Consider the following 24,672-nt stretch of genomic DNA (forward strand, 5'->3'; position numbering starts at 1 on the left):
GGTTAAGCTTCCCAATCCCTTTGAATTTAATTCTAAAAAACCACGTAGTCTTAAATACATATTTTTCATTATTTTTTTCAATAAAATAGGTATTTCACCCTATAAATTTGATATTATAGGATTAACCATACAATCGGAGGAATTTAAATGGAAATCAGCGCTAGCATTACGAAAGTTTTAAACGGTACGATTTCAGCAGTGAAGTCCGTCCTTCCTTTTTCTTCGGATGTCCAGAAGCCTTCCCTCATTATGCAACCTTTTGAACAGGAATCTATCTCTGTACTTATTGGAATGACGGGTGCCGTTCGGGGTAGATTAATTATCGAAGGAACAAGTGACTGTGTAAGTAAAATAGGCGAAGTCATGTTTGGAATGCCTCTAGAAGGCGAAATGCTAGAGTCGTTCGCCGCAGAGCTTGGTAATATGCTTGCAGGTAATCTCGCAACTTCCTTAGCAAATGATGATACCTTAATGGATATAACACCACCAACCGTCCTTGTCGGTCAAACGAAAATGTATGGCTTCAATCAAGCCATCAATTTGCCTGTAGTCCTCGAAGGGGCTGGAACCCTTCATATTATTCTGATGATTGAAAGCTAGTATCAACATGAAAGAACCCCCTTACCTTCATACTTGGTAAGGGGGTTCTTTCATTCTTCTTTCTCCACGGAAGATTGATTTTGTACTTGGATGATGATGTTCTGAAATTCCTCTTTCCCACAGACAAAACATCTACATTCCTGATTCAAAATGGTCCGACAATGCATACAATATTTTTTTTCCATTCCTATCACTTTCTTTCTTAAACAGATACTAATAATATATTCAGAAAGTGAAGAGAGTTTCCTTTTTATTTTTTAAACCAACCATTTTAATTCAGTTGCCTAGGGGACAAATAAAAACTGCCTCCCCACCGAATCGGATAAGGAAGACAGTCTCATTTTTTGATCATGTGAAAATAATCAGGCTACTTTTTGTCCTTCGATACGCACTTTCTTTACTCTCCCTTTTGTCGGGATAACATTGAAAATGATATTCAAGAAGATCGCAGTTAAACTTCCAGCAACGATACCATTTTCGGTTAGAATCTGGATGCCGCCAGGAATATTTGCGAACACCTCGGGAACAACCGTCACCCCTATTCCCATACCTACTGAACAGGCAATGATCAATAAATTTTCCTGGGAGGAAAAATCCACCCTGCTCAGCATTTTAATTCCCGCTGCAATCACCATCCCGAACATGGCTACCATCGCGCCTCCTAAAACGGATGGAGGAATGATCGTTGTGAACGCACCTATTTTAGGTACGAAACCAATTAATATGAGCATGCTCGCAGCTACATAAATGACATTTCTTGTTTTGATGCCCGATAATTGAATCAGGCCCACATTTTGCGAAAAAGCCGTATATGGAAATGCATTAAACAGACCACCGATTATACTGGCCAATCCTTCCGAACGATACCCCCGCGCCAAGTCATCTTCAGAAATTTCTTTATCTGTGATTTCCCCCAAAGCATAGTAAACACCTGTTGATTCCACTAAACTTACTACAGCAACCAGGGTCATGGTTATGATGGCCGTGATATTAAACTCAGGAAAACCGAAATAGAAAAAATGTGGCATATGAAGCCATGAAGCGCCCTCTACGGCACTGAATTCTACTTTACCCATGAAGAAAGCCACAAATGTCCCAAAGAATAATCCAAGTAAAATAGCAATGGACCTGGCAAAGCCCGTTGAGAACTTATACATCAAAATGATGAATAGCAACGTTCCAAAACCAAGGGCTACATTATTCAAGGAACCAAAATCAACCGCACCTTGTCCGCCCCCCAGATTATTAATGGCCACTGGAATGAGCGTAATTCCAATGATTGTAACTACCGATCCTGTTACAACAGGCGGGAAGAACCTCGATAGCTTCCCAAAAAACTTACTGATCAAAACCACAATCAAACCTGAAACCAGAATGGCCCCATAAATGCTATTCATCCCATACTGAGTACCAATTGCAATCATCGGACTTACTGCGGTGAAAGTACAACCAAGTACTACAGGAAGGCCAATCCCAAAATATTTCATTTTTACGACTTGCAATAAAGTCGCAATACCACACATTAAAATGTCGATTGAAACTAAATAGGTCAACTGTGTCGAGTTCAATCCCATAGCACCACCAACAATAAGGGGGATAACAATGGCACCAGCATACATTGCAAGAACGTGTTGTAACCCTAACGATGCAACTTTCAATGGGGATTGATTTTCAGACATGAACGATAGCTCCTTCCCGCTCCTCAATGAATGTTATTTGGCCTACGTTCAACTCCTTGATCCTTGCTAAGGATTCAACTTGGAAACCTTGATCCCTAAGATCTTTGCCACCACTTTGGAAAGCTTTCTCTATAACGATTCCTATACCGACCACTTCAGCGCCTACCTGTTTACAAATATCCGCCAACCCCCGGGCAGCCTGTCCAACAGCTAAAAAGTCATCGATTATTAAGACTTTATCACCGGCTTTAATATACTTATCCGATACGGAAATAGTATTGGTTTCTTTTTTAGTAAAGGAATGAACCGATGCCGTCACTAGCCCCTCAGTCAATGTAAGGGATTTACGTTTACGAGCAAAAATTAATGGAACATCCAATTCCAAAGCTGCCATAAGACCTGGTCCAATCCCCGAAGATTCAATCGTAAGCACCTTTGTTATCTCTTTATGTGCAAATCGTTTTACAAATTCTTTACCGATTTCTTTCATTAGCACAGGATCCATTTGGTGGTTCAAGAATGAATCCACTTTTAAAATGTCTTTAGATAACGCTTGCCCCTCTGACAAGATTTTTTCTTTTAATAGTTGCATGAAGATTCCTCCCAATCTAAGATGATTGATTATTTTAAGTCATGTCATTGTTTCCTGGTAAATGAAAAATGCCCAAGAAACATTGCATCACATAGTAGAGTGAAGCAATATTTCTTGGGCATTCATGAAAAAGGATATATAAAGTCCCTTCAAATCGCGACAAGATCTATTACTCACTCATAGTCAGATTATTTACGGTAATCCGGTAGAAACTTGCAGGCCATATTCCTGCGATTATACGAGTGAAAAAAATTTATTTTTAATAATACAAGAATTATAACAATGCCTTCACAATTTGAAAAGAAAAACTTGATAAAAAAACGAACTTTAAATTAAAATGATAGTTTATCATTCGTGTTATTTGAAAATTCAAAAAAATATATCTTGGAGATATCCTTTCGTATGGAATATAAATGGCAAGTTCATAAACTTCACAATACTTTCACAATACACCTTCCTTTCAAACCAACACTTTCCTTAACGTTTCAATATTCCCCTATTTCCAACTTGTTTAGACAATGATTGAACAATTTGTGAAATGAGAAAAAACAGCTACTATTCACCTGGTACTTTTGTATGATTAAGTAGCTTAGTTACTCTATTTTTTTCTAATGGGAAAGGTGTGAAAAAATGTCCGAACCTACTGGCAAGAACAAAACACAAATAAAACAAGATTCTGATTTGAAAGGCACACTCGCTTCGGTTTTACTACTTGGAATTTTTCTAATAGTGATTTGGGTCAGCATTTATTTTTTATTTACGGGTCGTTTAGGTTAAGTGAGGAGGATAAATGATGCATATGCATAAGTTTGAAAAGATTTGGCTCATTTTAGGAACGGTCGCCCTACTCATTTTCTTAACAGTTCTAGGGGTAAGTGCTTTCTATTTAGGGAACCAGCCACCAAGCTGTTTAGTAACCATCGACCCTGAAAAGGTTGATACCACTGCCCCCTTCAATGATCCCGGATTACATAAAGTAGACGGAAAGGATTGGGATTATGAATTAGTATTTGTGGCTTCGGCTTTTTCGTACAGCCCAGCAAAGGTGGAGATTCCAAAGGGGGCGACTGTCAAAATCATTGCGACAACCAAGGATGTCATCCACGGATTTGAAGTAGCCGGGACAAATGTCAATATGATGCTTGAACCTGGTTATGTCAGTGAATATACCGCTACTTTCAATAAAGTGGGGGAAAACCTAATTATATGCAATGAATACTGCGGAGTTGGTCACCATATGATGAGCTCTCAAATTGAGGTGGTTTCAAAATGACAAAAGCTATTGATAACGAAAAAATTCACCCACTTGATGCGAAGCTTTCCATGGCACATTTCTATGTTGCCATCATTGCCTTGGGACTAGGGGGCTTTGCGGGACTCCTTCAAACACTTGTACGTTCAGGCAAAGTCGAATTGCCTGCAGGAATAACCTATTATCAACTACTTACTGTCCATGGCGTTTTACTCGCACTAATTCTTACGACCTTCTTCATTTTGGGGTTTCATCTTTCAGCAGTCAGTAAAACCATAGGACCTTTAACCAAATGGGCAAGATTCTCAGGCTGGGTTGGTTTTTGGACAATGACAGTTGGAACGGCAATGGCGGCTCTTATGGTGTTATTAAACGAAGCTTCCGTCCTTTATACTTTTTATGCCCCTCTTCAAGCCCATCCTATTTTCTATGGGGGATTGACACTTGTCATCGTTGGCAGTTGGTTTAGCGGTGGCTCCCTATTGGTGACATACCATAAATGGCGGAAAAATAACAAGGGAAAATCCAGCCCCTTATTAAGTTTCATGGCTGTGGTCAATACTTTATTATGGTTCGTAGCCACGTTAGGGGTCGCTATCACCGTCTTGTTCCAGCTTCTTCCTTGGTCTTTAGGATGGGTTGATTCGATTAACATTTTAGCAAGCAGGACTTTGTTCTGGTATTTTGGTCATCCACTTGTTTATTTCTGGTTGCTACCAGCCTATATGTGCTGGTATGTAGTGATTCCTAAGATCATTGGCGGTAAAATATTTTCGGATTCATTAGCGAGGATGTCTTTTATTTTATTTCTGTTGTTCTCCATTCCTGTCGGGCTTCATCATCAATTGCTTGAGCCAGGAATAGACCCTGTTTGGAAATATATACAAGTTACATTAACTTTCTTGGTCGTAATCCCTTCTTTAATGACTGCTTTTTCTTTATTCGGCACTTTTGAAAAATACGGACGTTCACAAAATGCTACAGGTTTATTCGGATGGTTCCTAAAACTCCCTTGGGGCGATGCCCGTTTTACCGTTCCTTTTATCGGGATGGTGGCTTTCGTCCCAGCTGGAGCCGGGGGACTTGTCAATGCATCGAACCAATTGAACCAGGTTGTTCATAATACCATATGGGTAACGGGACATTTTCATTTAACATTGGCCACTTCAGTAATTCTAACTTTTTTCGGCATTTCTTATTGGCTGGTTCCTCATTTGACTGGACGGATATTGACTAAAAAACTTAATAAATTAGCCATCATTCAAGGTATCTTTTGGGCAATCGGAATGTCCATCATGTCTGGGGCTATGCATATTGCCGGACTACTGGGTGCACCTCGTCGCTCATCTTTTTCTACTTATGGGGAGTCAGCACAGGCACTTGAGTGGATTCCTTATCAAATCGCCCAGGCAATCGGTGGAACCATACTATTTATTGGAATCGTTTTATATATTATTATTTTCATCCAATTGGCCTTCTTTGCTCCAAAGGGAAATGAAGAATTCCCAGTAGGTGAATCAAATGAGGATGCAACGATTTCTCTCGTTTTTGAAAACTGGAAATTATGGCTTGGAATAACCGCAGCACTTATTCTTTTCGCCTATACCATTCCATTTATTGATATCATTCAAAATGCCCCACCAGGTTCAAAGGGTTTTAAATTATGGTGATTAAAGGAAGCCTTGGCAAGTTGCCAAGGCTTCACTTTATCCATGTTATTTAACTTTATAAACCGCTTTATACTTTTCTTCTAGATACTCGATTAAATATTGCACATTCAAACCTTCCCCCGTTGTTTCTTTCAAAATCTCTAAGGGTTTTTTCAACTTACCGAATTTATGGACCTTTTCGTTAAGCCAATTCCTGATAGGTTCAATGTTACCCGCTTCCAAAAGTTCATTAAATTGTGGTAAATCCTGCAGCATCGCATGTTTAAATTGAGCGGCATACATATAGCCAAGTGCATAGGATGGAAAATACCCAAAACTTCCGTCAGACCAATGGACGTCTTGCAAAACACCCACTGCATCATCTTCAGGTATGATACCCAGATACTCCTCGTATTTTTTGTTCCATGCACTTGGTAAGTCCTTCACTTCAAGCTCACCATTAAAGAGAGCCTTTTCCAATTCATAGCGAATCATGATATGTAGTGGGTATGTTAACTCATCGGCTTCAATACGGATAAAAGAAGGCTTCGATTCATTAATTCCACGATAGAAATCTTCAAGTGCAACATCCGCGAACTGCTCGGGAGCAAACCCCTTTAAAAGCGAATATTGGTTTTTCCAGAAACTTAAGCTTCGGCCAATGAAGTTTTCAAAAAATAAAGATTGAGATTCATGGATTCCCATCGAAGTCCCACTATCGAGAAGTGTACCCGTTAACTCCTCAGCAATATTCTGCTCGTAAATAGCGTGGCCACACTCATGGATGGTGCCAAAAATTGCGCCTCTAAAATCACGTTCGTCATACCGGGTCGTAACACGAACGTCGCCTCTATTGATTCCAGTTGCAAATGGATGGACGGTTTCATCAAGCCTACCAGCCTTAAAATCGTACCCGATTTGTTTTAAAACTTCGTGGTTGAATTGCTGTTGTTTTTCCTTAGGAAATTCCTTATAAAGGAAATCTGTCCCAGGTTGATGCTTACTATCGGCAATTTGCTTGACCAAGGGAACGATGCTCGCCTGAAGCTCACCAAATACTCGATCTAGGATTTCAACGGTCATACCCGGTTCATACATATCTAACAAAGTATCGTATGGCTGGTCCTTGTATCCCCAATATTCAACAAATTTACGAGTATAGGCGACAACTCTCTCAAGGTAAGGTTCAAATATAGAAAAGTCCGCTTTTTCCCTTGCTTCTTCCCACGCACTTTCCGAACGGGATTGTAATATCACGAATTCCTTATATTCATCTGCTGGAATCTTATTATTTCTCTCAAAGGTTTTCTTACATTCCTGTACCATTTTCATCGTTACTTCACTAAGTTTTGGTTCTGCTTTCTCTGTTGTGAGCTCATCAATAAACCGCTTCATTTCGGAACTTGTGGTCATATTGAAAACTTCAGAGGAGAGCACCCCAATCACTTCAGATCGTTGCTCCACACCCTTTTTGGGAGCTCCCGTACGCAAGTCCCAGAATATGAGTGCAAGTGCCTCGTTATATGCCGATATTTTCTTGACGTATTCTTTAAATTCTCTTTCTACTTGCTCCACGCTACCTGTCAAATAAAACATCCCCTTTCACATTACACTTTACCATATTATACAAGGGAAAATCACATCAGAACGAACGAATTGAATTCAAAAAAGATCCAAGGGGATTTCCCTTGGACCTTAACATGTTTTTTTATTAAAGAGATACCGGAAGGACAGAAATGATTTTTTCTTTAACTTGATTTGATAAATAATTGTCAATCAGTATTTGTACAGTTCCAGAGTCGTTGCTGGTCCGGATTAAACGTCCAATACCCTGACGTAAACGAAGAAGCATATACGGGAGGTCAACGGCTTCAAATGGATCGGTGACCGAGTTCCTCTTAGCTTCGAATACAGGATCATGTGGCGGGAATGGGAGGGAGTGTATCACTACATTCTGCAATGAATCTCCCGGAACATCCAGGCCTTCCCATAAATGATAGGAGAACAGAACGGAATGCTCTTCATCCTGAAACTTTTTAACAAGGTCGCTAATCTCCGATTCACCTTCAAAATAGAAAGGATAATCACCCTTCTTGCAGTTCTCCTTGAACCAAAGCAACTCTTCTTTTGATTGAAACAATACGAGTGTCCGTCCTTTGTTTTCCTCGATTGTTCCCATTGTATAATTGAGCTTAGCTAACCGATCTCCTTTTTCAAAGGTCGGCATGTTCATCTTCATCACTTCTTCATAATCAAATGGAGATTCAACCGAGAAGCTATCGAACTTTTTAATCCCCAAGCTATCCGCAATATATTGGAATGATTTATTATCGGATAAGGTCGCTGATGAAAAAATGTATGGAATTTTTTTCGAGAATACTTGTTCAGATAAAATATCCTGGACAAGTCTAGGCATGATGACCAACGTTTTAGTCATTTCATTTTCTTCAAACCACGAAACGGCTTGTTCATCTTTCACGAAGAGAGAAAGTGAGTATCCCAACTGTTCTAAATACTCTTCAGTGACTTTCAAATCATAGTCGTTAATCGTATACATTTCCGATTCAAAAACAAGGCTTTCTTCTAGTTCTTCCACCTTTTCATGAAGTCTTTTAGCAAAATTGGTGATTTCTTTCGACATCGGTATTTCATATCGGTTTGAACCACTTACATGAATTGCCTTTTCGTCGAGCAAATCAAAAAACTCTTCGTTGATATCAATTAAATCTTCTATGATGTACAGCGTTTCCTCACGCACTTGATTAGCTGTTAACAACTCTAAAACTGAAGCGAGGGTTTGTTCACCCACTTTATATGTCAGTGCCTTTTGTGCAGAGAATTCGAGTAAATGACCTTCGTCGAAGATTACACAACTATGTTCTGGCAATAACGGTAGTTGTCCTTCACGCTTGCGCTTATCTTTCGTCCAAACATGTTCCATGAAGAAATCATGTGAACAAATGATTAAGTCACTTGATTTCCGGTAATGATCACGGGAAAGTGTTTGTCCACAACGCTGACGTTTATCACAGGTAAAGCAATTTTGTAACTGGTCCCAGCCTACTTTAGACCAATCTTCATCATTGAGGTATGGATATTGTTTACGATCCCCATAAGGCGTATAAGCATTCATGGAAGAATTGTTATGCACAAATTTAGGGAGTTCATCAAATAGCTGATCGATGCCCTCAGAATCCTCATGATTCACAGCATGATCCAGCTTCTTTAGGCATACATATTGATCGTGGTATTTCGCAAGCCTAACGTCCACTTCAATACCTAAGGCGCCCTTTATTTTTTGTATGTCGCCTTCTTCTTTAACGAGCTGTTCAATCAAAGTCTCATCAGCGCAGGAAATGATTGCCGGTTTATTGGTGTATCTGGCATAACAGATTGCATATAACAGATAAACCAATGTTTTACCCGTCCCTACACCAGCTTCTGCGAAACTTATATTTTTTTCCTTAAAGGCCTTTTCTAGTTGAAAAGCCATGAATATTTGTTCGTCACGTAGCTCGAATCCTTTTTCGGGAAGAATATCGTAAAAAACATCACCCATCCATTCTGAAAGCTTATCATAAAAAGAATCTTCCTTTGTTACCGAAAAAGGCAGTGTTTTTAGCATCCTGGTCTCCCCTTTTATCTATCTTAAGTATATGAATTCAGGTTTTAAAATATATCTAGGCAAAATTATATTATCCTTCAATTCCTTCACATAGTCAAGGTATTTTGTCATGGCTATTAAAAAGTTTTATGTACTATGGTGTTTATATTGCTAGGGATTGCCAAAAAACAAAAAGACAGACTCCCTAGAGAGCCTGTCTGTAAATACTATAAGGTTGAATTAAGCTTTGTTTACGTTTGATGCTTGCGGTCCGCGTTGACCTTGTTCTACATCAAATGTAACATCTTGGCCTTCTTCAAGTGTTTTGAAACCTTCTCCTTGGATAGCTGAGAAATGTACGAATACATCGTCTCCACCTTCGCGTTCGATGAATCCAAAACCTTTTTCTGCGTTAAACCATTTTACTTTACCTTGTTCCATTTTTGTTGCCTCCTAGTGTGTTTGCCACACATTATATTACTATCCTTGCTCACTGATTAATAAGGTATTCCTTAAATCTGAACAAAAATAATTCACTATCAGAATAACAGAAATGGAAGGGATAATCAAGAATAGAACCCACTTTAGATAAAATGTCCTGACTTTTCAAAATCTTATATTATATTATACCTACTTATTCGCCTCTAGGTTGTCTTGCCGGCCTTTTTCCCCAATATTGATAAAAGTCCGTCCTAATGAATCCATTGAACAGCTTCCTTTTTTTCGTAGCTGGTTTCCCATAAAACTGTTCAAAGTCCGGGTTTGAGGTAATCATGTAAATAGACCATGTATCAAGCTTTTTAAATGCCTCTCCCATCTCTTTATACATCTGCTCAACGGCTTTCTTTTCACCAAGACGTTCCCCATATGGTGGGTTCCCCACAATGACGCCATATTCCTTCCTCGTCGAGATATCCCTCACCTGCATTTGTTTGAAATCAATCAAATCTCCAAGACCTGCTTCGAAACTATTGGCTTTTGAGATTTCGACCATGCGGTGATCAATATCACATCCTGAAATATCCAAATACTGATCGTAATCAGCCAAATCCTCAGCTTCGGTTCTCGCTTCATCCCAAACCTTGCTATCCATCCAAGACCAGGTTTCGGAAATGAAGTCACGGTTAAATCCAGGAGCAATATTCTGTCCAATCAATGCCGCTTCAATAGGAATCGTCCCGGAACCACAGAATGGGTCGATGAATGGTTTATCTGGTTTCCAGTTCGTGAGCATTACCAACGCTGCCGCCAAGGTTTCTTTAAGAGGTGCTTCACCTTGCCCAGTGCGGTAGCCACGTTTATGTAATCCAGCTCCTGATGTATCTATCGTAAGTGTTACTAAATCTTTTAAAATCGATACTTCAATTTTAAATAATGGGCCTGTCTCTTCAAACCAGGAAACTTGCTTATACTTACTTTTCAATCGATCGACAATCGCTTTTTTCACGATGGCCTGACAATCAGGAACACTATACAACTGGGATTTAACTGATTTACCGCTGACTGGAAACTCAACATCTACAGATAGGTAATCTTCCCAATTCAAGGCTTTGGTTTTTTCAAACAGCTCATCAAAGGAATACGCCTTGAATTCAGCGACCTTAATTTTCACACGATCGGCACTACGTAACCATAAATTAGAGCGGGCTATGGCCATTTGGTCCCCTTTGTACATAATTTTTCCGTTTTCAACTTCACAGTCGTAACCCAAGTCACGGACTTCCTTTGCAACAATAGATTCCAATCCCATTGCTGATGTTGCAATAATATCGAATTGTTTCATTCGTCATGCACCTTCTTTCCTATAATCAAAATCGGTTTCCACATTTCCAAAAAGTCATGCAATTCAGTAACGGGTAACGGTTTTGACAAGTAAAACCCTTGAATGATATCACACTTTTGCGTTTTCAAAAAGTCTACTTGCTTTTTAAGTTCCACGCCTTCTGCTATGATTTCCAGATTAAGCGTCTTAGCCATAGTAATAATCGCTATCACTATTGCCGAGTCATCTTTGTCATTATCTACGTTTTTAATAAAACTTTGATCGATTTTAAGAGTATCAATAGGGAATTTTCGCAAGTAACTCAATGATGAATAACCAGTCCCAAAATCATCAATGGACAATTTAAATCCTTGTTGCTTGAGTGCGACTAATTTTTTTATCGAATTCTGGGCATTAGGCATGATTATGCTTTCGGTCAATTCCAACTCCACACGATGGGGATTGATGTTAGTGTCTTGTATGAGGCCAATGACTTCTTTCGCAAAGTTTTCCTGGGTGAAATGCAATCCTGATATATTGATACTTACCTTTAAATCAGGATACCTAGAAATATGGAATTTTCTAATTTCCTCACATGCCTGTTTAATGACCCAATGGCTGATTGGGATGATCAGTCCCGTTTCTTCCGCAATAGGAATGAACTCAGCAGGAGAAACCTGTCCTAATTCAGGAACACTCCAACGCAGGAGTGCTTCCACACCCACCACTTTCCCTGTTTCAAGATGGACCTGCGGATGATAGTGAACCTGAAGCTCGTTGTTTTCGATTGCTGTATGTAGCCTATTTTCTATTGTTCTTCTCCGGGTATCATTCCCCGTTTGTAAATCTTCATGATATAATTCAAAGCTATTAACCCCATTGGCCTTCGCTTTTTGTAACGATTTTTCAGCATTTATTAATAATGTTTCAACCTGTGAGCCATCAAAGGGATATAAACTAATTCCTACACTAACTGATGTATATACCTCTTCGTCATATAAATAAAAAGGCTGTTTGAGTGTTGAAATGACATCCTCAGAGACGTGGACAGCTTCTTTTACATGCTTTAAATGGGGCAAGACAATGATAAACTCGTCGCCGCCAATTCGTGCAATCACATTTTCGTTTTTCAACATTCTCTTTATTCTTGCTGCAACTTTTTTCAGCAATAAATCCCCATATCCATGACCTAGTGTTTCATTAATCGCTTTAAATCGTGCAAGGTCTAAGTGTAACACAGCGAGTGTTTGATTGTATTTTTCAGACATTTCGATTAAGCGGCACAGCTCTTCATTCAATAAAGAACGGTTAGCCATTCCTGTCAAAGCATCATACCGAATCAGTTTTTGCAGTTGATTTTCCTGATGCTTCCTATCGGTGATATCAGAAAACAACGCAACATAGTGTGTGACTTCTCCAGATTCATTCGTAATGGCAAGAATCGTTAACCACTCAAGGAAAACCTCACCATTTTTTCGTCTATTCCAGATTTCTCCGCTCCATCTTCCACATTCCCCTATCTCTTTCCACATGGCATCATAAAAATCTTTTTTATGATATCCGGATTGAAGAATATTTGGCTTTTTTCCAACTGCCTCTTCTTCTGTATATCCTGTCACGATTTGAAAGGCTGGGTTCACGGATAGAATGACACCATGCTTGTCCGTATATAAGACACTCTCTTCAATATTCATGAAAATTTTTTCAGCAAGGATCCTTTCTGTTTCTTCCCTTACCCGAAAATCATGATGATCAAAAATAACAGAGTAAAACATTTGTCCCTTTAATGAGATTCCACTAATTTTCATTTTACTTTTAAATCGCTCTCCATTTTTACGGATCATAATTGGAGAGCCAGTATAGGATTGACTACTTCGTAATTCCTTACTCATCATTTCAACCTCATGCTCACTGGCAAATAAAGAAGGAAATAAATGGCCACATTGTTTAAAATCAGAGTATCCGATAATTTTCTCCGCCGCCTTATTCCATTGGATAATTAATCCTTCTTCAGTATAGACCAAAGCCCCCTCCTGCATTTGCTGCAGCATGGTATCAGCCAATGAAAACACTTCCGGAAAACCAACCTGCATATCCCTCATGTTGAAAACCTCCGATAGTACACTAGTTTATACTTCCATGATAAAGTATTTTACACACGTAGTGTTAAGAAGGGGAAATCCGACATTGTTTTGACATATTTAGATTAGATAAAATTTCATAAACAAAACAAAAACTCTCCTTTCACAAGGAGAGTTGTTCTTTAATTGTTATATGGTAACGTTCTGTAAGCCATGTTTTGTTCCTCAGTACTGCAAGCGACTTGCGTCTCGTACTTCGGCGGTAATCATCTATCTACAGAAGCAATGCTTCTGTCCTTCTCCTCGTTCAATTCCAAGGAAGAAAGCGCCCCTACCATTAATTTGGGTTTCTCGCTCGTGGGGTTTACCTCGTTCCACCCTTTGCATTTCTGCAAAGGCTCCGTCACTGTGGCACTTTTATAGGTATTCATGCCATATCCAAAAGGACTTAGGCATTTTCCCGGCCGTCAACAGTCAAAGACTGCTGCCCAAGCTTATTTTTTCGCCAGGCACGAACACTACGGGCATCTCAGCCCGTGCGAGCATGGACTTTCCTCAACTGCATAAATGCAGCAGCAATTACCCAAACGTTAACATAACATTAATGATTATAACCCATAAACAAATAAAACACAATACAATTTCAAAAAAGAAATAAAACCAAGCAATTAATCGAACAGTTTATTTCCAAAGACATGCTTTTCTAAGTTGGATAACCGTTTTAAAATATCAAAGTTTGTAGTACCAGGAGTTGCTCCTGGAGCAGGTTGACTCGGACGTTTCGGATTCTCTTCGGTTTGTTTTTTCAATTTAAGATTTTCTTGTTTAAGATCTTCAATTTCCTGATGAAACACTTCATAATCCTTGATGATAAGATCTAGAAACTGGTCTACATCTTCAGGTTTATAACCTCGCATAGCCGTTTTAAAATCTTTTTCAAGAATATCTTTAGCCGTTAATTTTATCTTATCGGATAGCATAAGACTTCACCTCAATACTTTCGCCAATACAATCGACTTTTTATTATTTTTTCAAATCTGCTTGGATTTGTCAAACAAACACATTTTTATTTAAAATAAGGACAAATTTTTTACGACTTGCAGGACTACCTTTTGTTTCTAATTTTCATCATAATATGATTATGCTCTGGAAACAACATTTAGTCCATGATTTATTGCTTTATGGTTTAATCGTTAGCCCAGTTATCCTCTTCCGCTACTTGCTGCAAATCGTCAAAGCTAATCTGGTAAATGGGATAGGCTAGGGATTCCGCTTTTTTCATGGCTTCATAATATGGATATTTTGCAGATCCTTCCTTTTCAGGATCGAAAACAATCAACATGGCATCACTTTTCTTGACCATGTAACGATTTTTAACTTTCAACTGCTGTGGTCCTTCATAAGGCTTCTTGAAAATTGATTCGACAAAGTCGGCACGTGTCAAAATGGAACGGTAGAAATCCTGATTCGTCTCATTCCATGACTCTTCCTGATTCAAAAAAGGAGTAAGCACACCCAATTTTAAGGAAGGGTACTCCTCTTTCACCTCGAATACCACCTCAGCCCCCCATAGCTCCGATCCTAACTGGCCGGAAATGATCACCCATTCAAGTCCATCCTCGACTAAGGGAATGAGCCGTTGCCTAATCGCTTTTTTTATGTATTGTACGCCTTCATGATCATTTTTAAATATCCCTAATTCGAATGCTTTATAACCAGTTAGATACAAAACCTTCATCTAAAGACCACTCCCCCTTTCAGACATTATGTAAGAAAAATAAGGGCTTATTAGGCCCTTAATTTTTTCAGTATCCAAATTGCCTAGGTGGGCAGCAAGGATTGACTGGTGGCATACCACAAATCAAGTTTTGAGTGTAACACTCGTTCACTACAGATTGAGTATGCGGGAAATAGTGTTTATATGTGTTGCAATGTTTATTAACCGTTGTTGTATGAGATGGGTGAATAACAGGAATCACTGTATTAGATACATTTGTGTTTACGTATTGCTGAGTAGGAGATACTTGTGCCGGTGCCGTTTGCGTAGGAAGAGCCTGGGTTTGACCATGTACTGGAGAAACAGCAGTCGGATAGTGTTGCGCTCCCATCACATTGGATTGTGCCCCCATTACATTGGATTTTGCTCCCATCACATTGGATTGTGCCCCCATTACATTGGAGTGTGCTCCCATTACATTGGATTGTGCCCCCATTACATTGGAGTGTGCTCCCATTACATTTGAGTGTGCTCCCATTACATTTGAGTGATATCCCCCACAATTACGAAAATACATATATAATTCGTCCCCTTTCATCAAGATAAGTTTTGCCTTACCATTACAGACTATGAAAAAAAGGGTAGACGTGTACTGATGAAATAACCTATTTATATCAATTAATCCAATAATCAAGGAAAATTCAAACTACCTTTCATCTTATGTGGGCAGCTTTACCTCGTGCTTTTTATAAAAAAGAATAAAAACTATCTTTTAATGATGTAAATAAAACAATCGTCAAACATAGGACAACAAAAAATAGAAATAATGTGGTTTTATACATTTCTTCGCTCCGCTTTCACTATTAAATTTATTGAACGGATGGATGTTTCTACATTCATCCTCGACGACTATCATTTTACACATTATGACTTGAGGCTACAATACTTGTTTACTACATTTTTATCACAAGAAGAATTTGGCAATTGGTAGTTACTTATTAATCATTAGAGCTTTTAATGTAGGAGTCTATTTTTCCTTTCAAGCCGCAACATCCTTTTTTCTAATTCCAAAAGTTTTTTCTCCAAGTTCAGCCTATTCCCATTGCCCATTTCCAGCATTTCTTGATATGCCTTCTTGGTACAAGTAAGGGCAGCAGCGGGATTCTTGGATTGGTGCTCCAAAATTTTTGCGCATTCTATCTGAGCCTGAATCCTCATCCGAGGTATCCCATTTAACGCTACTTCCTTCCAGATTGTAAGTGCCTCGTCATATTTCCCTTGTTTCTTTTTCTGAAAAGCTATTGCATGACCTGCCGAGATCCGGTCTTCCTCATTTCCGACTTCCCTTATTTTTTCATACGCCTCCACAGAGTCTTCCTTTTTCCCTAAGTAGGCGAACCAACGGGCAATCTCCAATGATTCTTCCGTATATCCGTCCATTTGTAGGATTTTTCGGGACAAGTGAATATACAAGGTGATTAGCGATAAAATATCCAATTCATTATGTTTCATGATTCCAAAAAGAATGTCCGGATTCTTCCGTTCAACAAAATCGAAATAAATCATTGGTGCCAAGTACCCTGGGATATCATCTTCGCGTTCAAACCCTAAAATGTCCGTTTCCACTGCAGATAATTTCACTCGTTCTAATTTATCTTTCCAGAGCCGTCTTGAAGCATGATATAAATCAAAGTGACCGAATTCCGGAAGCTTCGGGACATGTTCCTTTATCAAGGTATGCCTTGATTTTAACTGTGGCCAGTCAAATGCCTTTCCATTATACGTAACAAGTGTTTCATAATTGATGTTCTCAAGAAAGCTTTGGTAAAGCGGGACCTCGCTACCAGGCTGGGGCAGGATATGCTGTTTGACGACGACTTCATCCCCTTCAAAATAAGCGTAACCCAGTAAAAAGATGGTGTTGCCTGCCCCACCACCTAGTCCTGTCGTTTCCGTATCAAAGAAAAAGAGATCTTCGCCCTTAATCCCTTTAGCAGACAAGGGGTGCTCTACAGAAGATTGATTCCATGCCTTTACTATCCCCTTCAACTCCAGGAACGAATACAAACCATGTTTATGTTCCAAGGGATAACGAACTTCACGGACGAAGCAATAATCTCCATCAAAATGGTAGGCACTCGTGTCATTTCCAAGCCACTTTTCAAGAAATGGAATGTCAGTTTTCACCATGTCGTCGCATTCCTTTATCAGTGGTTGTCTATCTTGTGTTTCATGGTTCATATGGGGCTTCATGCGATTCAGTTTATTTTTCAATGACAAAAAGCTACACCTCTATTCATGTAATCCGGCCATTGAATGGTTTTACCGAAAATACAGGTTCAACATCCGGAGAGCTTTAAAATTAACTCGTTCTTTCTTTCAACTAAAATTGGTCTAGCAACTCCACACTTCTCTTTTTGGCACGTACCCCTTCTATTTCAGTCCCTATACATGAAGGGCACCCATCTTTGCATGGGCATTTTCTTATAAGATTCTTCGCTGCCTCTTTCACCTGGTCAAAACGCTTATAAACATCTTCAGCTAGCCCTATTCCACCTGGATAATGATCGTACATAAATATAGTGGGTAGCTGGGTATGTGCCGCTTTTATTTGGGCAACAACATGGATATCATTCCTATCGCACATAACAAGAATGGGAACTACGTGTCCCAAAACATTAGCAACCCCTTGTAGGAGCTGCTCCAGTGTTTTTTCGCCAAGTGTGGAATCAACTTCTTTTATTTCCAACCAAGTTGCGCTAGTATGCAGTTCTTCCTCTGGTAAGTAAATGGGACCTGACCCTATGTTTTCAAATGTCGTTAGTTTTATCTTTTTAAAGATGCTTGGTAAGATATTGATGCTAACATCGCCATAATTGATTGACGATTCCCTCGTATTGACCGTTTTATCTATTTCCAGTACTTTTAGCTGTACGGCTAAGTTTGCATCTGTGTAATATTCCACGTCCACTTCCCGCACATATGCCTTTTTATGTTCCCAATCTAGTTTTTCAACTTGATATTGGACTCCTTCATGTAAATAAATTGCCTCATCATGTAGGAGTGTCATAGCGCTAAACCTATCCATTTCCCCGATTATTTTTACATTTGCCGTTTCTGATTGATCGACTATAACGACATTTTCTTGGGACGCAGACCGTAAACTGATATTTCCAGCCGGGAAAGATTGATTGGCCCAGTAGAATGTATCACCATTTTGGTGAATAACCCTTTCTTCCACTAGATACTCCAAAATTTCTTTCACATCCAAGGGACCAAATTCTTCATTTTCCTTAAAAGGGAGTTCGTAAGCGGCACACTTTAAATGGTCAACCAGAATAATTAAGTTTTCCGGATTAATCCGGGCCGATTCAGGAGAACGGTCAAAAAAGTATTCTGGATTTTGTACAATGTACTGATCTATGGGGGTAGAACTTGCCACCATCAGTATCAAAGCTTCCCCATGCCTTCTCCCTGCTCTCCCAGCCTGTTGCCATGTACTCGCCACACTTCCCGGGTATCCTGTCATGACACATACCTGTAACTGCCCTATATCCACTCCCAATTCTAAAGCGTTCGTACTGACAACACCTAGAATATCGCCTTCCCTTAAGCCCCGTTCTATTTCCCTTCTTTGTTTTGGGAGATATCCTCCGCGATAGCCCCTAATGGATTTCGACCCGATTTGACCTTTCACGAGGTCCTGCAAATGACTTAATATGATTTCCACTCTAACTCGGCTACGAGCAAAAACGATGGTCTGGATTTTATTCTTCAAGAATTCCTTTGCTAGGTTGTTAACCTCTACAGTTGCACTTTTCCTGATGTTCAAGGGCTTATTAACAATTGGCGGATTATAAAAAACGAAGTGTTTTCTACCGCTAGGCGCTCCGTTATCATCTATTAAGCGCATGGGATTACCAGTTAGCTGCTCCGCCAATTCCTTCGGGTTGGCGATTGTAGCGGATGTACATATAAAGATCGGATTACTTCCATAAAATTCACAGATTCGTTTCAACCTTCTAATGACATTGGCAACATGGCTTCCAAACACGCCCCTATATGTATGGAGTTCATCAATGACGACATACTTGAGATTTTCAAAGAGACTCACCCACTTTGTATGATGCGGTAAAATGGCCGAATGCAACATATCCGGGTTTGTAATCACGATATGACCAGCCTTTCTCACCACCTGGCGAATGGCAGGCGAAGTATCCCCATCGTAGGTGTAGCTTTTGATGTCTATCCCCATTTCACTGATTATCTCGTTCAGTTCGCTTTTCTGATCTTGGGCTAGAGCTTTAGTCGGGAAAATATACAACGCACGGTTTTCCCCATTTTCTGCAATGGATTGTAACACTGGAAGGTTATAACATAGTGTTTTTCCCGAAGCCGTAGGGGTTACGGCTACAATATTTTCTCCTTTCCTCAATGTTTCATATGCTGTGTATTGATGGCTATACAGGTCACCAATCCCTCTTTTTTGCAAAGCATTTTTAATTCTATCGTCAACGCTGGAAGGCAACGGTCTCGTCTTCGCTTCCCGCGGTTCAATTTCATGCCAATTAATGATATTTTCATTTTCCCTTAATTCTTTTATTAATTCCGAAAGTGATTTCTTTCCAATCATACTAGTCACCTCTTTGTACATAATAGTTTACCGAATAAACGTTTGGTTGACCAGTTGGGATATACTGCCAAACAAAAAAAGACCAAAAACTGCTTAGGTCCATAGTTAGCGTAATTTTAGCTTTCACCAATTGATAAAATTTTCACCTTCTACTATTTGACTTCTTCAATGAAATGTTCAATTTCACTCGCAAGCCTTTCAGGGTCTTCAAGCATTCCCATATGGCCGCATCCTTCTAGGACTACCTCTTTTATATTCTTACCCTTTATGGAAAAGGTCTTTTCCGGGGCGATGACTTTATCCTTTTCACCTGCGACCAAAAGGACTGGTAGCTTGGTATCCTGTAAGACGTAATTTTTATCTTTTCTATTTCTCATAGCATGTAACGATCCAATTGCCGCTGTTTCCCTCGTTTGATATCCAATCCTCTTAACCTGCTCGATTTGAGGGTCATTGGAATCCGCAAATAACTTAGGGATGAGTCCATCAATGAAAGGCGGCATACCATCAGCCTCAATTTTTTCAACTGCCTTCATGCGCCCTTCCTTCCCTCCCTCATCATCCGGAAAAGCAGTAGAATGAATAAGTGAGAATCCGTTCAATTTTTCCGGGAACTTCTCAGCAAAGGCCAAAGTTATATAGCCTCCTAGAGAATGCCCGAATAAATATACCTGCTCGATATCCTGGTCTTCTAAAAAGAGTGCAATATCCTCAGCCATATCTTCAATAGAAAAAGATGTTACATTCGATTCGCTTGCTCCATGGCCACGCAGGTCGACCGCAATGACTCTATACTTTTTCTGCAAGTTTGGAATTAGCTTCTGCCAATATTCATGGCTCCCGCAAAATCCATGAATAAACAATAGTGTATCTTTTCCTTCGCCTCGATCTATGTATGATAAATTACTGCTTCCAGTCATCTTCAATCCCCCATCCCCAAGATTATGTTTAATATTGTTATTCCCCGTGGGTCTATATCTAAACCACTTATGTCCATTCACACATCTTTAGCCTCTACATAGCCTATAGGCAAAGGAGTTTTTTAGATAGGAGGACCGTGATGACCCCTTTTGAAAAGAATGATCAACCCCAAGAAAGAAAAGAACCTTTTACCCACTTCATTAACAAAATGGATCGTTTGTTCTCTGAAAGGCCCGCCAGAGGCATGCTACAGTCCCTGGACGGATTCTTTGGCTCAGCTAAAGAACAAACTTTCCCCATCTACCTTGATGAAACAAATTCGGAATATATCCTTACCGCAAGCTTGCCCGGTATTCCCAGGAGCCAAATTTCCATCGATTTATTGCCACAATCCGTGACCATCTCCACGAAGTCCAAAGTAGGGGAAAAGTTTCGCCAACCCCCAGGCTTCATTCAAAATACGCAATCATCTAGTCAGTTAACAAAAACCATTTCCTTTTTAAAACCAATCGATGAACAAAATGTAAGGGCTAGGCATCGCGATGGCATCCTAACGCTTAATCTGCCTAAAGTGAAAGGGAATCGAATTGAGATCAACGATTGAATTAGGGCAAACTTAAGTAGACGTAAAAAGTGGCTGGGTCACTTTTTACGTCTACTTTTTTATTTTACCCATCTAAACTTTGAAGAACCCCCCTACTCCCTTGACCATCGAAGAAACTTGAGAGACCGTATTCATCATTTGTCCAGCTGTATTCATCATTTTTGTAATGTCCATCGATCCGTCCTGTGTTTTAAATTGGTTCATGACAGACTTAATTCCCGAAGGCTGCTGCTTTTGCATGAATTGTTGTTTTGGATATGGGTTATAAACTTGTTGTTGCATTTGCGGAGGTCGTTTCGTCGGCTGTAGCGGGTTATCAAAAGGGTTGAAGCCTTGAGTTTGTTTTGGCATGTATTGATTGACAGGCATTTGTTGATTGGGGTACATAGTCTGAATAGGTGGCATTGGTGACATGGGTGGCATTGTCTGATTCGGTGGCATCGGCTGCATTACACTACTGCCCGGGGCCGCCCCTGTATTCATGGCCTGTTGTGGCACCGGTTGGTAGGATGGAAAGGCAGGTTGCTGGTATGGGTCTTGATAGGGTGGCACCAAGCCTCCATTATACTGGGGAGAGTAATGGTGCATATTCGGGTCCTGAATGGGTGACTGCTGAGGGTATTGCATTGGTTGCTGATATCCCCCCCAGTATTCAGGCATGGATTGCGGGTACTGCTCTTGATTAGGGAAGACAGGATTATAATCCGATCTCATCATGTTCTATGCGTCTCCTCTTTTTTCCTGACATGGTTCCATTATTATATGAAAAAAGAGGATTTTAGTGTTTGGAAGATCATGATAGTAATCTGTCCACTTCTGATTTCACATTGTGAAGGATATACTCAATGGATTGAACATGGCTTTTAAACCGTTTATAGCTGGTCTTCGGAAAGAATGCCTGAACCGCGACATCCGAAAGATTATTGGCCGTTTGTTCGATTTGCTCAGGAAATAGATGTTTGAATGGCGTTTCTTTCATCCACTCTTTTATACCATGCTCCCATTCCGCACAATTTGCTTGGACTTGATCGGCAAACGGCTTGACCTCCGTAAAGAAGTCTTTTTCTATTCCTTCCTTTCGAACACTTTCATAAATTTCATTCGCTTGACTTACGTAATGTATTAATTGTTCGGTTAATTTTTGAAGTTTCTCTTTTTGCACGATGAATTCCTCCGTAGCATGTTTCCAACAGTATAATCGAATTGATGAAAAAATGAAATTCTAGCGACTCATACTTATACACTTAAACTTCTGCTAAAATTTTGGGTACCATCATTGATTTTATTGATTTAACGGGATAAGGTCGGCTTATTTCTTCTGTCTCAACCAAGAAATCCCCGGCTTTCTCCATCGCTTCCTGTGCGTCATCCACTAAATTGTGCTGCTCCGCCCATAGCTTACAACGAGCCGTATTCATGGTCTCACCATAAGCATTTTCCAATTGATCCAGACTGGTACTGATTTCAGCTATCATACTTAAAATTTCTTCTGTTGCTACACTTTTATTGATCATGCTGACCCCTCCCATTCTATACCTGTTACTATTCTTTTTTTAAATAAAAAGCCCTTCTAGGTTGACAAAACTAGAAGGGAATCGGCAAAGAAAGTGTAATTTTCTTAATTTATAGGGGCCTTCGACAATATGGAGCGAATGAAGCTGGCCATTTTAAACAAGAATACAAGCAGGAGGTGATTTATTTGCAGTCGAATGAAAGCAGACAGCAAAAAAACGAAAAACGACAAAAGCCGCCGGCAGAAAAGGCAGGAAAAGGTAATCCAAAACTTAGTGGTGAAAACAAACCCTCTACCTAAACGAATAGGGGTATGACCACACATCAGGGAAGGCGGAAACATCGCCTTCCCTACTTCTTTTTCAAGACCAGCTTTTTGAGCAAGATGACCGTATGCAATTGTTTTTGTTTACGATCGAACCAATCGGTCAAAAGAGGATTTTCTTTCCACTGCGGTTCGAAAAACCATTCTTTTTTTAATCTTTTCTTTATACACCATTTCTCCGGGAGAATGGGATGATGATCGATGATTGGATAAACCATACGCAGCATCGGCGTTTCATGTAGCCTGGGTATCTTTCTGTACTGTTCATAATCAAACCTCGATCCGGTCGGCTCCGTTCGACTGGCGAATTCCAAAAATAATGGAAAAAGCTCTTTCCTAAAAAGAAGATCAGCCAATCTTTTCCCCAATTCGATTCTTTCATCTAGATTCCGAAAATGAGAAACGGATGCGCCATATAACACCCCTTTACATGTGGGAAATAATACGGTGCTAAAATGCATACAATCCTGTAGAAAAAATAAGATGGAATGAAATACGAGAGATCGCTTTTTTATGATGGGTTCAATGATATTCTGTTCATTTATAATAAGGGCGGTGATTAATCTTTCCTGATTTCCATCCTCCCAAAAAGAGTACCACTCATTTATGATGAAATCAGTAATAAAAAAATATGGACATAAGTGAAACAAAGGGCGCTTAAATTTCGTCGAATAATGATAGATGAGTAACTGCGGATAGGCATCCTCAAAAATCCGCCAATTCGCTTCTTCGTAAGCAAGGAATAACTGACGTTTATATTTAGAACCTAATAATTGCGAATACCAGACCCCTTTAAGATCACACATATTCCAACCTGCATTACGGGAAACCATCCCTGCTAGAAAGGACCATTTTATTTCAGGATGAAGTAGGAAGAATTTTTCATAAGCTTGGGTTCTGGATATATTATCTTTGTTCCATTTAGCAGTTTGACCTTTTATAATAGATAACAATTGCTTTTCCATGCTTGTAATCTGATACATAAGAACCACCATTTCCAGGAATTATGACATTTTTCAATTGTTAAATCCTATCGTTCTAAGAAACAATTCTTTTTATTCACATTTTGGATTCTTTTTTTGCTAATATAGATAGGTGAAAAAAAAGGAGGGGTAAAAGTGGCATTCAATTATCCCAACGGACGGAAGTTCGTACCGCAGCCCATGAAAGAAAGGAAAAGTCCACTAAAGAAGTTCAGTTACAGTAATCGTGGAAAAACATTAGAGGATGATTTGAATGAAACCAATCAGTATTATTTAGCGCACGGGATTGCTGTCATACATAAAAAGCCGACACCCGTACAAATTGTGGATGTCCACTATCCCAAAAGAAGTGCTGCCGTTATTAAAGAAGCTTACTTCAAGCAAGCATCGACCACGGATTACAATGGGGTCTATAAAGGTAGATATATTGATTTTGAGGCCAAGGAAACAAAAAATAGGAACTCTTTCCCTCTCAAGAATTTTCACGAACACCAAGTTGAACATATGAAGCAAATCGTTCAGCATGATGGAATTGCATTTGTTATTATCCGCTTTTCTGCGACGGATAGTATATACTTAATGAGCTCCGAACAACTGGTGTTGTATTGGAATCGGATGAAAGACGGTGGACGCAAATCCATTACCCTTGAAGAGGTCAAGACCAGTTCAAAGAAGATTGCGCTTGGCTTTCAACCGAGAATTGACTATATTAAAGTAGTAGATTTACTTATCGCAGAAAATTTTTAGTTTTTTTCTAG

At 39.6% G+C, this 24,672-nt stretch carries 22 protein-coding genes, 1 other RNA gene and 1 riboswitch; of the genes, 5 read left to right on the plus strand and 18 right to left on the minus strand.

All coding sequences use genetic code 11. The annotated features are described in order from the left end of the window. Positions 1 to 147 precede the first annotated feature (147 nt). Positions 148 to 600, plus strand: a complete 453-nt coding sequence (locus tag ACQKL6_RS03795) for a chemotaxis protein CheX (RefSeq protein WP_402869073.1) — start codon at positions 148 to 150, stop codon at positions 598 to 600. A gap of 362 nt (positions 601 to 962) precedes the next feature. Here the strand turns inward: ACQKL6_RS03795 and ACQKL6_RS03800 are convergent, their stop codons facing one another. Together ACQKL6_RS03800 and ACQKL6_RS03805 are read right to left on the minus strand one after the other, a co-directional pair. After that, positions 963 to 2,279 carry a nucleobase:cation symporter-2 family protein gene (locus ACQKL6_RS03800; protein ID WP_402869074.1) on the minus strand — a complete coding sequence of 439 codons (1,317 nt, stop codon included), beginning with the start codon at positions 2,277 to 2,279 and terminating at the stop codon, positions 963 to 965. Next, a complete protein-coding gene (locus ACQKL6_RS03805) occupies positions 2,272 to 2,871 on the minus strand; it encodes a xanthine phosphoribosyltransferase (protein ID WP_402869076.1) in 600 nt (199 codons plus the stop codon). Before ACQKL6_RS03805 ends, ACQKL6_RS03800 begins: the two co-directional genes overlap by 8 nt. A 160-nt stretch (positions 2,872 to 3,031) precedes the next feature. Continuing rightward, positions 3,032 to 3,133, minus strand: a riboswitch (purine riboswitch). Between the two features lie 531 nt (positions 3,134 to 3,664). Between ACQKL6_RS03805 and ACQKL6_RS03810 the strand changes: the two genes are divergently transcribed. After that, on the plus strand, positions 3,665 to 4,144 hold the full coding sequence (locus ACQKL6_RS03810) for a cytochrome c oxidase subunit II (protein WP_402869078.1): 480 nt from the start codon (positions 3,665 to 3,667) through the stop codon (positions 4,142 to 4,144). Next, positions 4,141 to 5,793 (plus strand): b(o/a)3-type cytochrome-c oxidase subunit 1, encoded by a 1,653-nt coding sequence (locus tag ACQKL6_RS03815; RefSeq protein ID WP_427650601.1) that lies wholly within the window; start codon positions 4,141 to 4,143, stop codon positions 5,791 to 5,793. The genes ACQKL6_RS03810 and ACQKL6_RS03815 overlap by 4 nt, the downstream gene beginning before the upstream one ends. A gap of 45 nt (positions 5,794 to 5,838) precedes the next feature. On the opposite strand, the gene ACQKL6_RS03820 is transcribed toward ACQKL6_RS03815, so the two are convergent. The 12 genes from ACQKL6_RS03820 to ACQKL6_RS03875 form a co-directional block, all read right to left on the minus strand. Next, a complete protein-coding gene (locus tag ACQKL6_RS03820) occupies positions 5,839 to 7,359 on the minus strand; it encodes a carboxypeptidase M32 (RefSeq protein WP_427650603.1) in 1,521 nt (506 codons plus the stop codon). 124 nt (positions 7,360 to 7,483) lie between these two features. Then, positions 7,484 to 9,397 carry an ATP-dependent DNA helicase gene (locus ACQKL6_RS03825; RefSeq protein ID WP_427650604.1) on the minus strand — a complete coding sequence of 638 codons (1,914 nt, stop codon included), beginning with the start codon at positions 9,395 to 9,397 and terminating at the stop codon, positions 7,484 to 7,486. Between the two features lie 219 nt (positions 9,398 to 9,616). Then, positions 9,617 to 9,817 carry a cold-shock protein gene (locus ACQKL6_RS03830; protein WP_034307871.1) on the minus strand — a complete coding sequence of 67 codons (201 nt, stop codon included), beginning with the start codon at positions 9,815 to 9,817 and terminating at the stop codon, positions 9,617 to 9,619. Between the two features lie 193 nt (positions 9,818 to 10,010). Next, positions 10,011 to 11,159: a THUMP domain-containing class I SAM-dependent RNA methyltransferase gene (locus ACQKL6_RS03835; protein ID WP_402869085.1), complete on the minus strand. Its 1,149-nt coding sequence runs from the start codon at positions 11,157 to 11,159 to the stop codon at positions 10,011 to 10,013. Then, positions 11,156 to 13,240, minus strand: coding sequence for a sensor domain-containing protein (locus ACQKL6_RS03840; RefSeq protein WP_427650606.1), 2,085 nt, complete (start codon positions 13,238 to 13,240; stop codon positions 11,156 to 11,158). The genes ACQKL6_RS03835 and ACQKL6_RS03840 overlap by 4 nt, the downstream gene beginning before the upstream one ends. Positions 13,241 to 13,421: 181 nt before the next feature. Next, positions 13,422 to 13,810: RNase P RNA component class B (rnpB, locus tag ACQKL6_RS03845), an RNA gene on the minus strand. Between the two features lie 77 nt (positions 13,811 to 13,887). Then, positions 13,888 to 14,199: a cell division regulator GpsB gene (gene gpsB, locus ACQKL6_RS03850; RefSeq protein WP_402869090.1), complete on the minus strand. Its 312-nt coding sequence runs from the start codon at positions 14,197 to 14,199 to the stop codon at positions 13,888 to 13,890. A gap of 206 nt (positions 14,200 to 14,405) precedes the next feature. Then, positions 14,406 to 14,957, minus strand: a complete 552-nt coding sequence (locus ACQKL6_RS03855; protein ID WP_402869092.1) for a DUF1273 domain-containing protein — start codon at positions 14,955 to 14,957, stop codon at positions 14,406 to 14,408. 67 nt (positions 14,958 to 15,024) lie between these two features. Next, complete coding sequence (locus ACQKL6_RS03860; RefSeq protein ID WP_403079397.1) at positions 15,025 to 15,513, minus strand: CotD family spore coat protein; 489 nt, start codon at positions 15,511 to 15,513, stop codon at positions 15,025 to 15,027. A gap of 437 nt (positions 15,514 to 15,950) precedes the next feature. Beyond that, positions 15,951 to 17,189: a ribonuclease H-like domain-containing protein gene (locus ACQKL6_RS03865; protein WP_427650609.1), complete on the minus strand. Its 1,239-nt coding sequence runs from the start codon at positions 17,187 to 17,189 to the stop codon at positions 15,951 to 15,953. A 130-nt stretch (positions 17,190 to 17,319) separates the two neighbouring features. Beyond that, on the minus strand, positions 17,320 to 19,566 hold the full coding sequence (locus ACQKL6_RS03870) for a DEAD/DEAH box helicase (protein WP_427650670.1): 2,247 nt from the start codon (positions 19,564 to 19,566) through the stop codon (positions 17,320 to 17,322). A 155-nt stretch (positions 19,567 to 19,721) separates the two neighbouring features. Then, positions 19,722 to 20,489 carry an alpha/beta fold hydrolase gene (locus ACQKL6_RS03875; RefSeq protein ID WP_402869098.1) on the minus strand — a complete coding sequence of 256 codons (768 nt, stop codon included), beginning with the start codon at positions 20,487 to 20,489 and terminating at the stop codon, positions 19,722 to 19,724. Positions 20,490 to 20,629: 140 nt separating this feature from the next. On the opposite strand from ACQKL6_RS03875, the gene ACQKL6_RS03880 reads away from it, so the two are divergent. Further along, positions 20,630 to 21,094 carry an Hsp20/alpha crystallin family protein gene (locus ACQKL6_RS03880; RefSeq protein ID WP_402869100.1) on the plus strand — a complete coding sequence of 155 codons (465 nt, stop codon included), beginning with the start codon at positions 20,630 to 20,632 and terminating at the stop codon, positions 21,092 to 21,094. 72 nt (positions 21,095 to 21,166) lie between these two features. Here the strand turns inward: ACQKL6_RS03880 and ACQKL6_RS03885 are convergent, their stop codons facing one another. The 4 genes from ACQKL6_RS03885 to ACQKL6_RS03900 form a co-directional block, all read right to left on the minus strand. Beyond that, complete coding sequence (locus tag ACQKL6_RS03885) at positions 21,167 to 21,811, minus strand: YppG family protein (protein ID WP_427650611.1); 645 nt, start codon at positions 21,809 to 21,811, stop codon at positions 21,167 to 21,169. Between the two features lie 76 nt (positions 21,812 to 21,887). Continuing rightward, entirely contained in the window at positions 21,888 to 22,256 is a 369-nt protein-coding gene (locus ACQKL6_RS03890; protein WP_402956741.1) for a YppE family protein, read from the minus strand. 82 nt (positions 22,257 to 22,338) lie between these two features. Then, the gene (locus tag ACQKL6_RS03895; protein ID WP_402869107.1) at positions 22,339 to 22,608 is read right to left on the minus strand and encodes a hypothetical protein; all 270 of its coding nucleotides are present in this window, start codon (positions 22,606 to 22,608) and stop codon (positions 22,339 to 22,341) included. Positions 22,609 to 22,957: 349 nt separating this feature from the next. Beyond that, on the minus strand, positions 22,958 to 23,896 hold the full coding sequence (locus ACQKL6_RS03900; RefSeq protein ID WP_427650612.1) for a DUF2515 family protein: 939 nt from the start codon (positions 23,894 to 23,896) through the stop codon (positions 22,958 to 22,960). A gap of 153 nt (positions 23,897 to 24,049) precedes the next feature. On the opposite strand from ACQKL6_RS03900, the gene recU reads away from it, so the two are divergent. Next, complete coding sequence (recU, locus tag ACQKL6_RS03905; RefSeq protein WP_402869109.1) at positions 24,050 to 24,661, plus strand: Holliday junction resolvase RecU; 612 nt, start codon at positions 24,050 to 24,052, stop codon at positions 24,659 to 24,661. Positions 24,662 to 24,672 lie beyond the last annotated feature (11 nt).

Source organism: Peribacillus sp. NPDC097197 (assembly GCF_050278025.1).
GTDB lineage: Bacteria > Bacillota > Bacilli > Bacillales > DSM-1321 > Peribacillus.

Coding starts and splice junctions, on each gene's coding strand:
- ACQKL6_RS03795 (WP_402869073.1), top strand. CDS start 148: ATGGAAATCAGCGCTAGCATTACGAAAGTTTTAAACGGTACGATTTCA.
- ACQKL6_RS03800 (WP_402869074.1), bottom strand. CDS start 2,279: ATGTCTGAAAATCAATCCCCATTGAAAGTTGCATCGTTAGGGTTACAA.
- ACQKL6_RS03805 (WP_402869076.1), bottom strand. CDS start 2,871: ATGCAACTATTAAAAGAAAAAATCTTGTCAGAGGGGCAAGCGTTATCT.
- ACQKL6_RS03810 (WP_402869078.1), top strand. CDS start 3,665: ATGCATATGCATAAGTTTGAAAAGATTTGGCTCATTTTAGGAACGGTC.
- ACQKL6_RS03815 (WP_427650601.1), top strand. CDS start 4,141: ATGACAAAAGCTATTGATAACGAAAAAATTCACCCACTTGATGCGAAG.
- ACQKL6_RS03825 (WP_427650604.1), bottom strand. CDS start 9,397: ATGCTAAAAACACTGCCTTTTTCGGTAACAAAGGAAGATTCTTTTTAT.
- ACQKL6_RS03830 (WP_034307871.1), bottom strand. CDS start 9,817: ATGGAACAAGGTAAAGTAAAATGGTTTAACGCAGAAAAAGGTTTTGGA.
- ACQKL6_RS03835 (WP_402869085.1), bottom strand. CDS start 11,159: ATGAAACAATTCGATATTATTGCAACATCAGCAATGGGATTGGAATCT.
- ACQKL6_RS03840 (WP_427650606.1), bottom strand. CDS start 13,240: ATGAGGGATATGCAGGTTGGTTTTCCGGAAGTGTTTTCATTGGCTGAT.
- gpsB (WP_402869090.1), bottom strand. CDS start 14,199: ATGCTATCCGATAAGATAAAATTAACGGCTAAAGATATTCTTGAAAAA.
- ACQKL6_RS03855 (WP_402869092.1), bottom strand. CDS start 14,957: ATGAAGGTTTTGTATCTAACTGGTTATAAAGCATTCGAATTAGGGATA.
- ACQKL6_RS03860 (WP_403079397.1), bottom strand. CDS start 15,513: ATGTATTTTCGTAATTGTGGGGGATATCACTCAAATGTAATGGGAGCA.
- ACQKL6_RS03865 (WP_427650609.1), bottom strand. CDS start 17,189: ATGAAGCCCCATATGAACCATGAAACACAAGATAGACAACCACTGATA.
- ACQKL6_RS03875 (WP_402869098.1), bottom strand. CDS start 20,489: ATGACTGGAAGCAGTAATTTATCATACATAGATCGAGGCGAAGGAAAA.
- ACQKL6_RS03880 (WP_402869100.1), top strand. CDS start 20,630: ATGACCCCTTTTGAAAAGAATGATCAACCCCAAGAAAGAAAAGAACCT.
- ACQKL6_RS03885 (WP_427650611.1), bottom strand. CDS start 21,811: ATGATGAGATCGGATTATAATCCTGTCTTCCCTAATCAAGAGCAGTAC.
- ACQKL6_RS03895 (WP_402869107.1), bottom strand. CDS start 22,608: ATGATCAATAAAAGTGTAGCAACAGAAGAAATTTTAAGTATGATAGCT.
- ACQKL6_RS03900 (WP_427650612.1), bottom strand. CDS start 23,896: ATGGAAAAGCAATTGTTATCTATTATAAAAGGTCAAACTGCTAAATGG.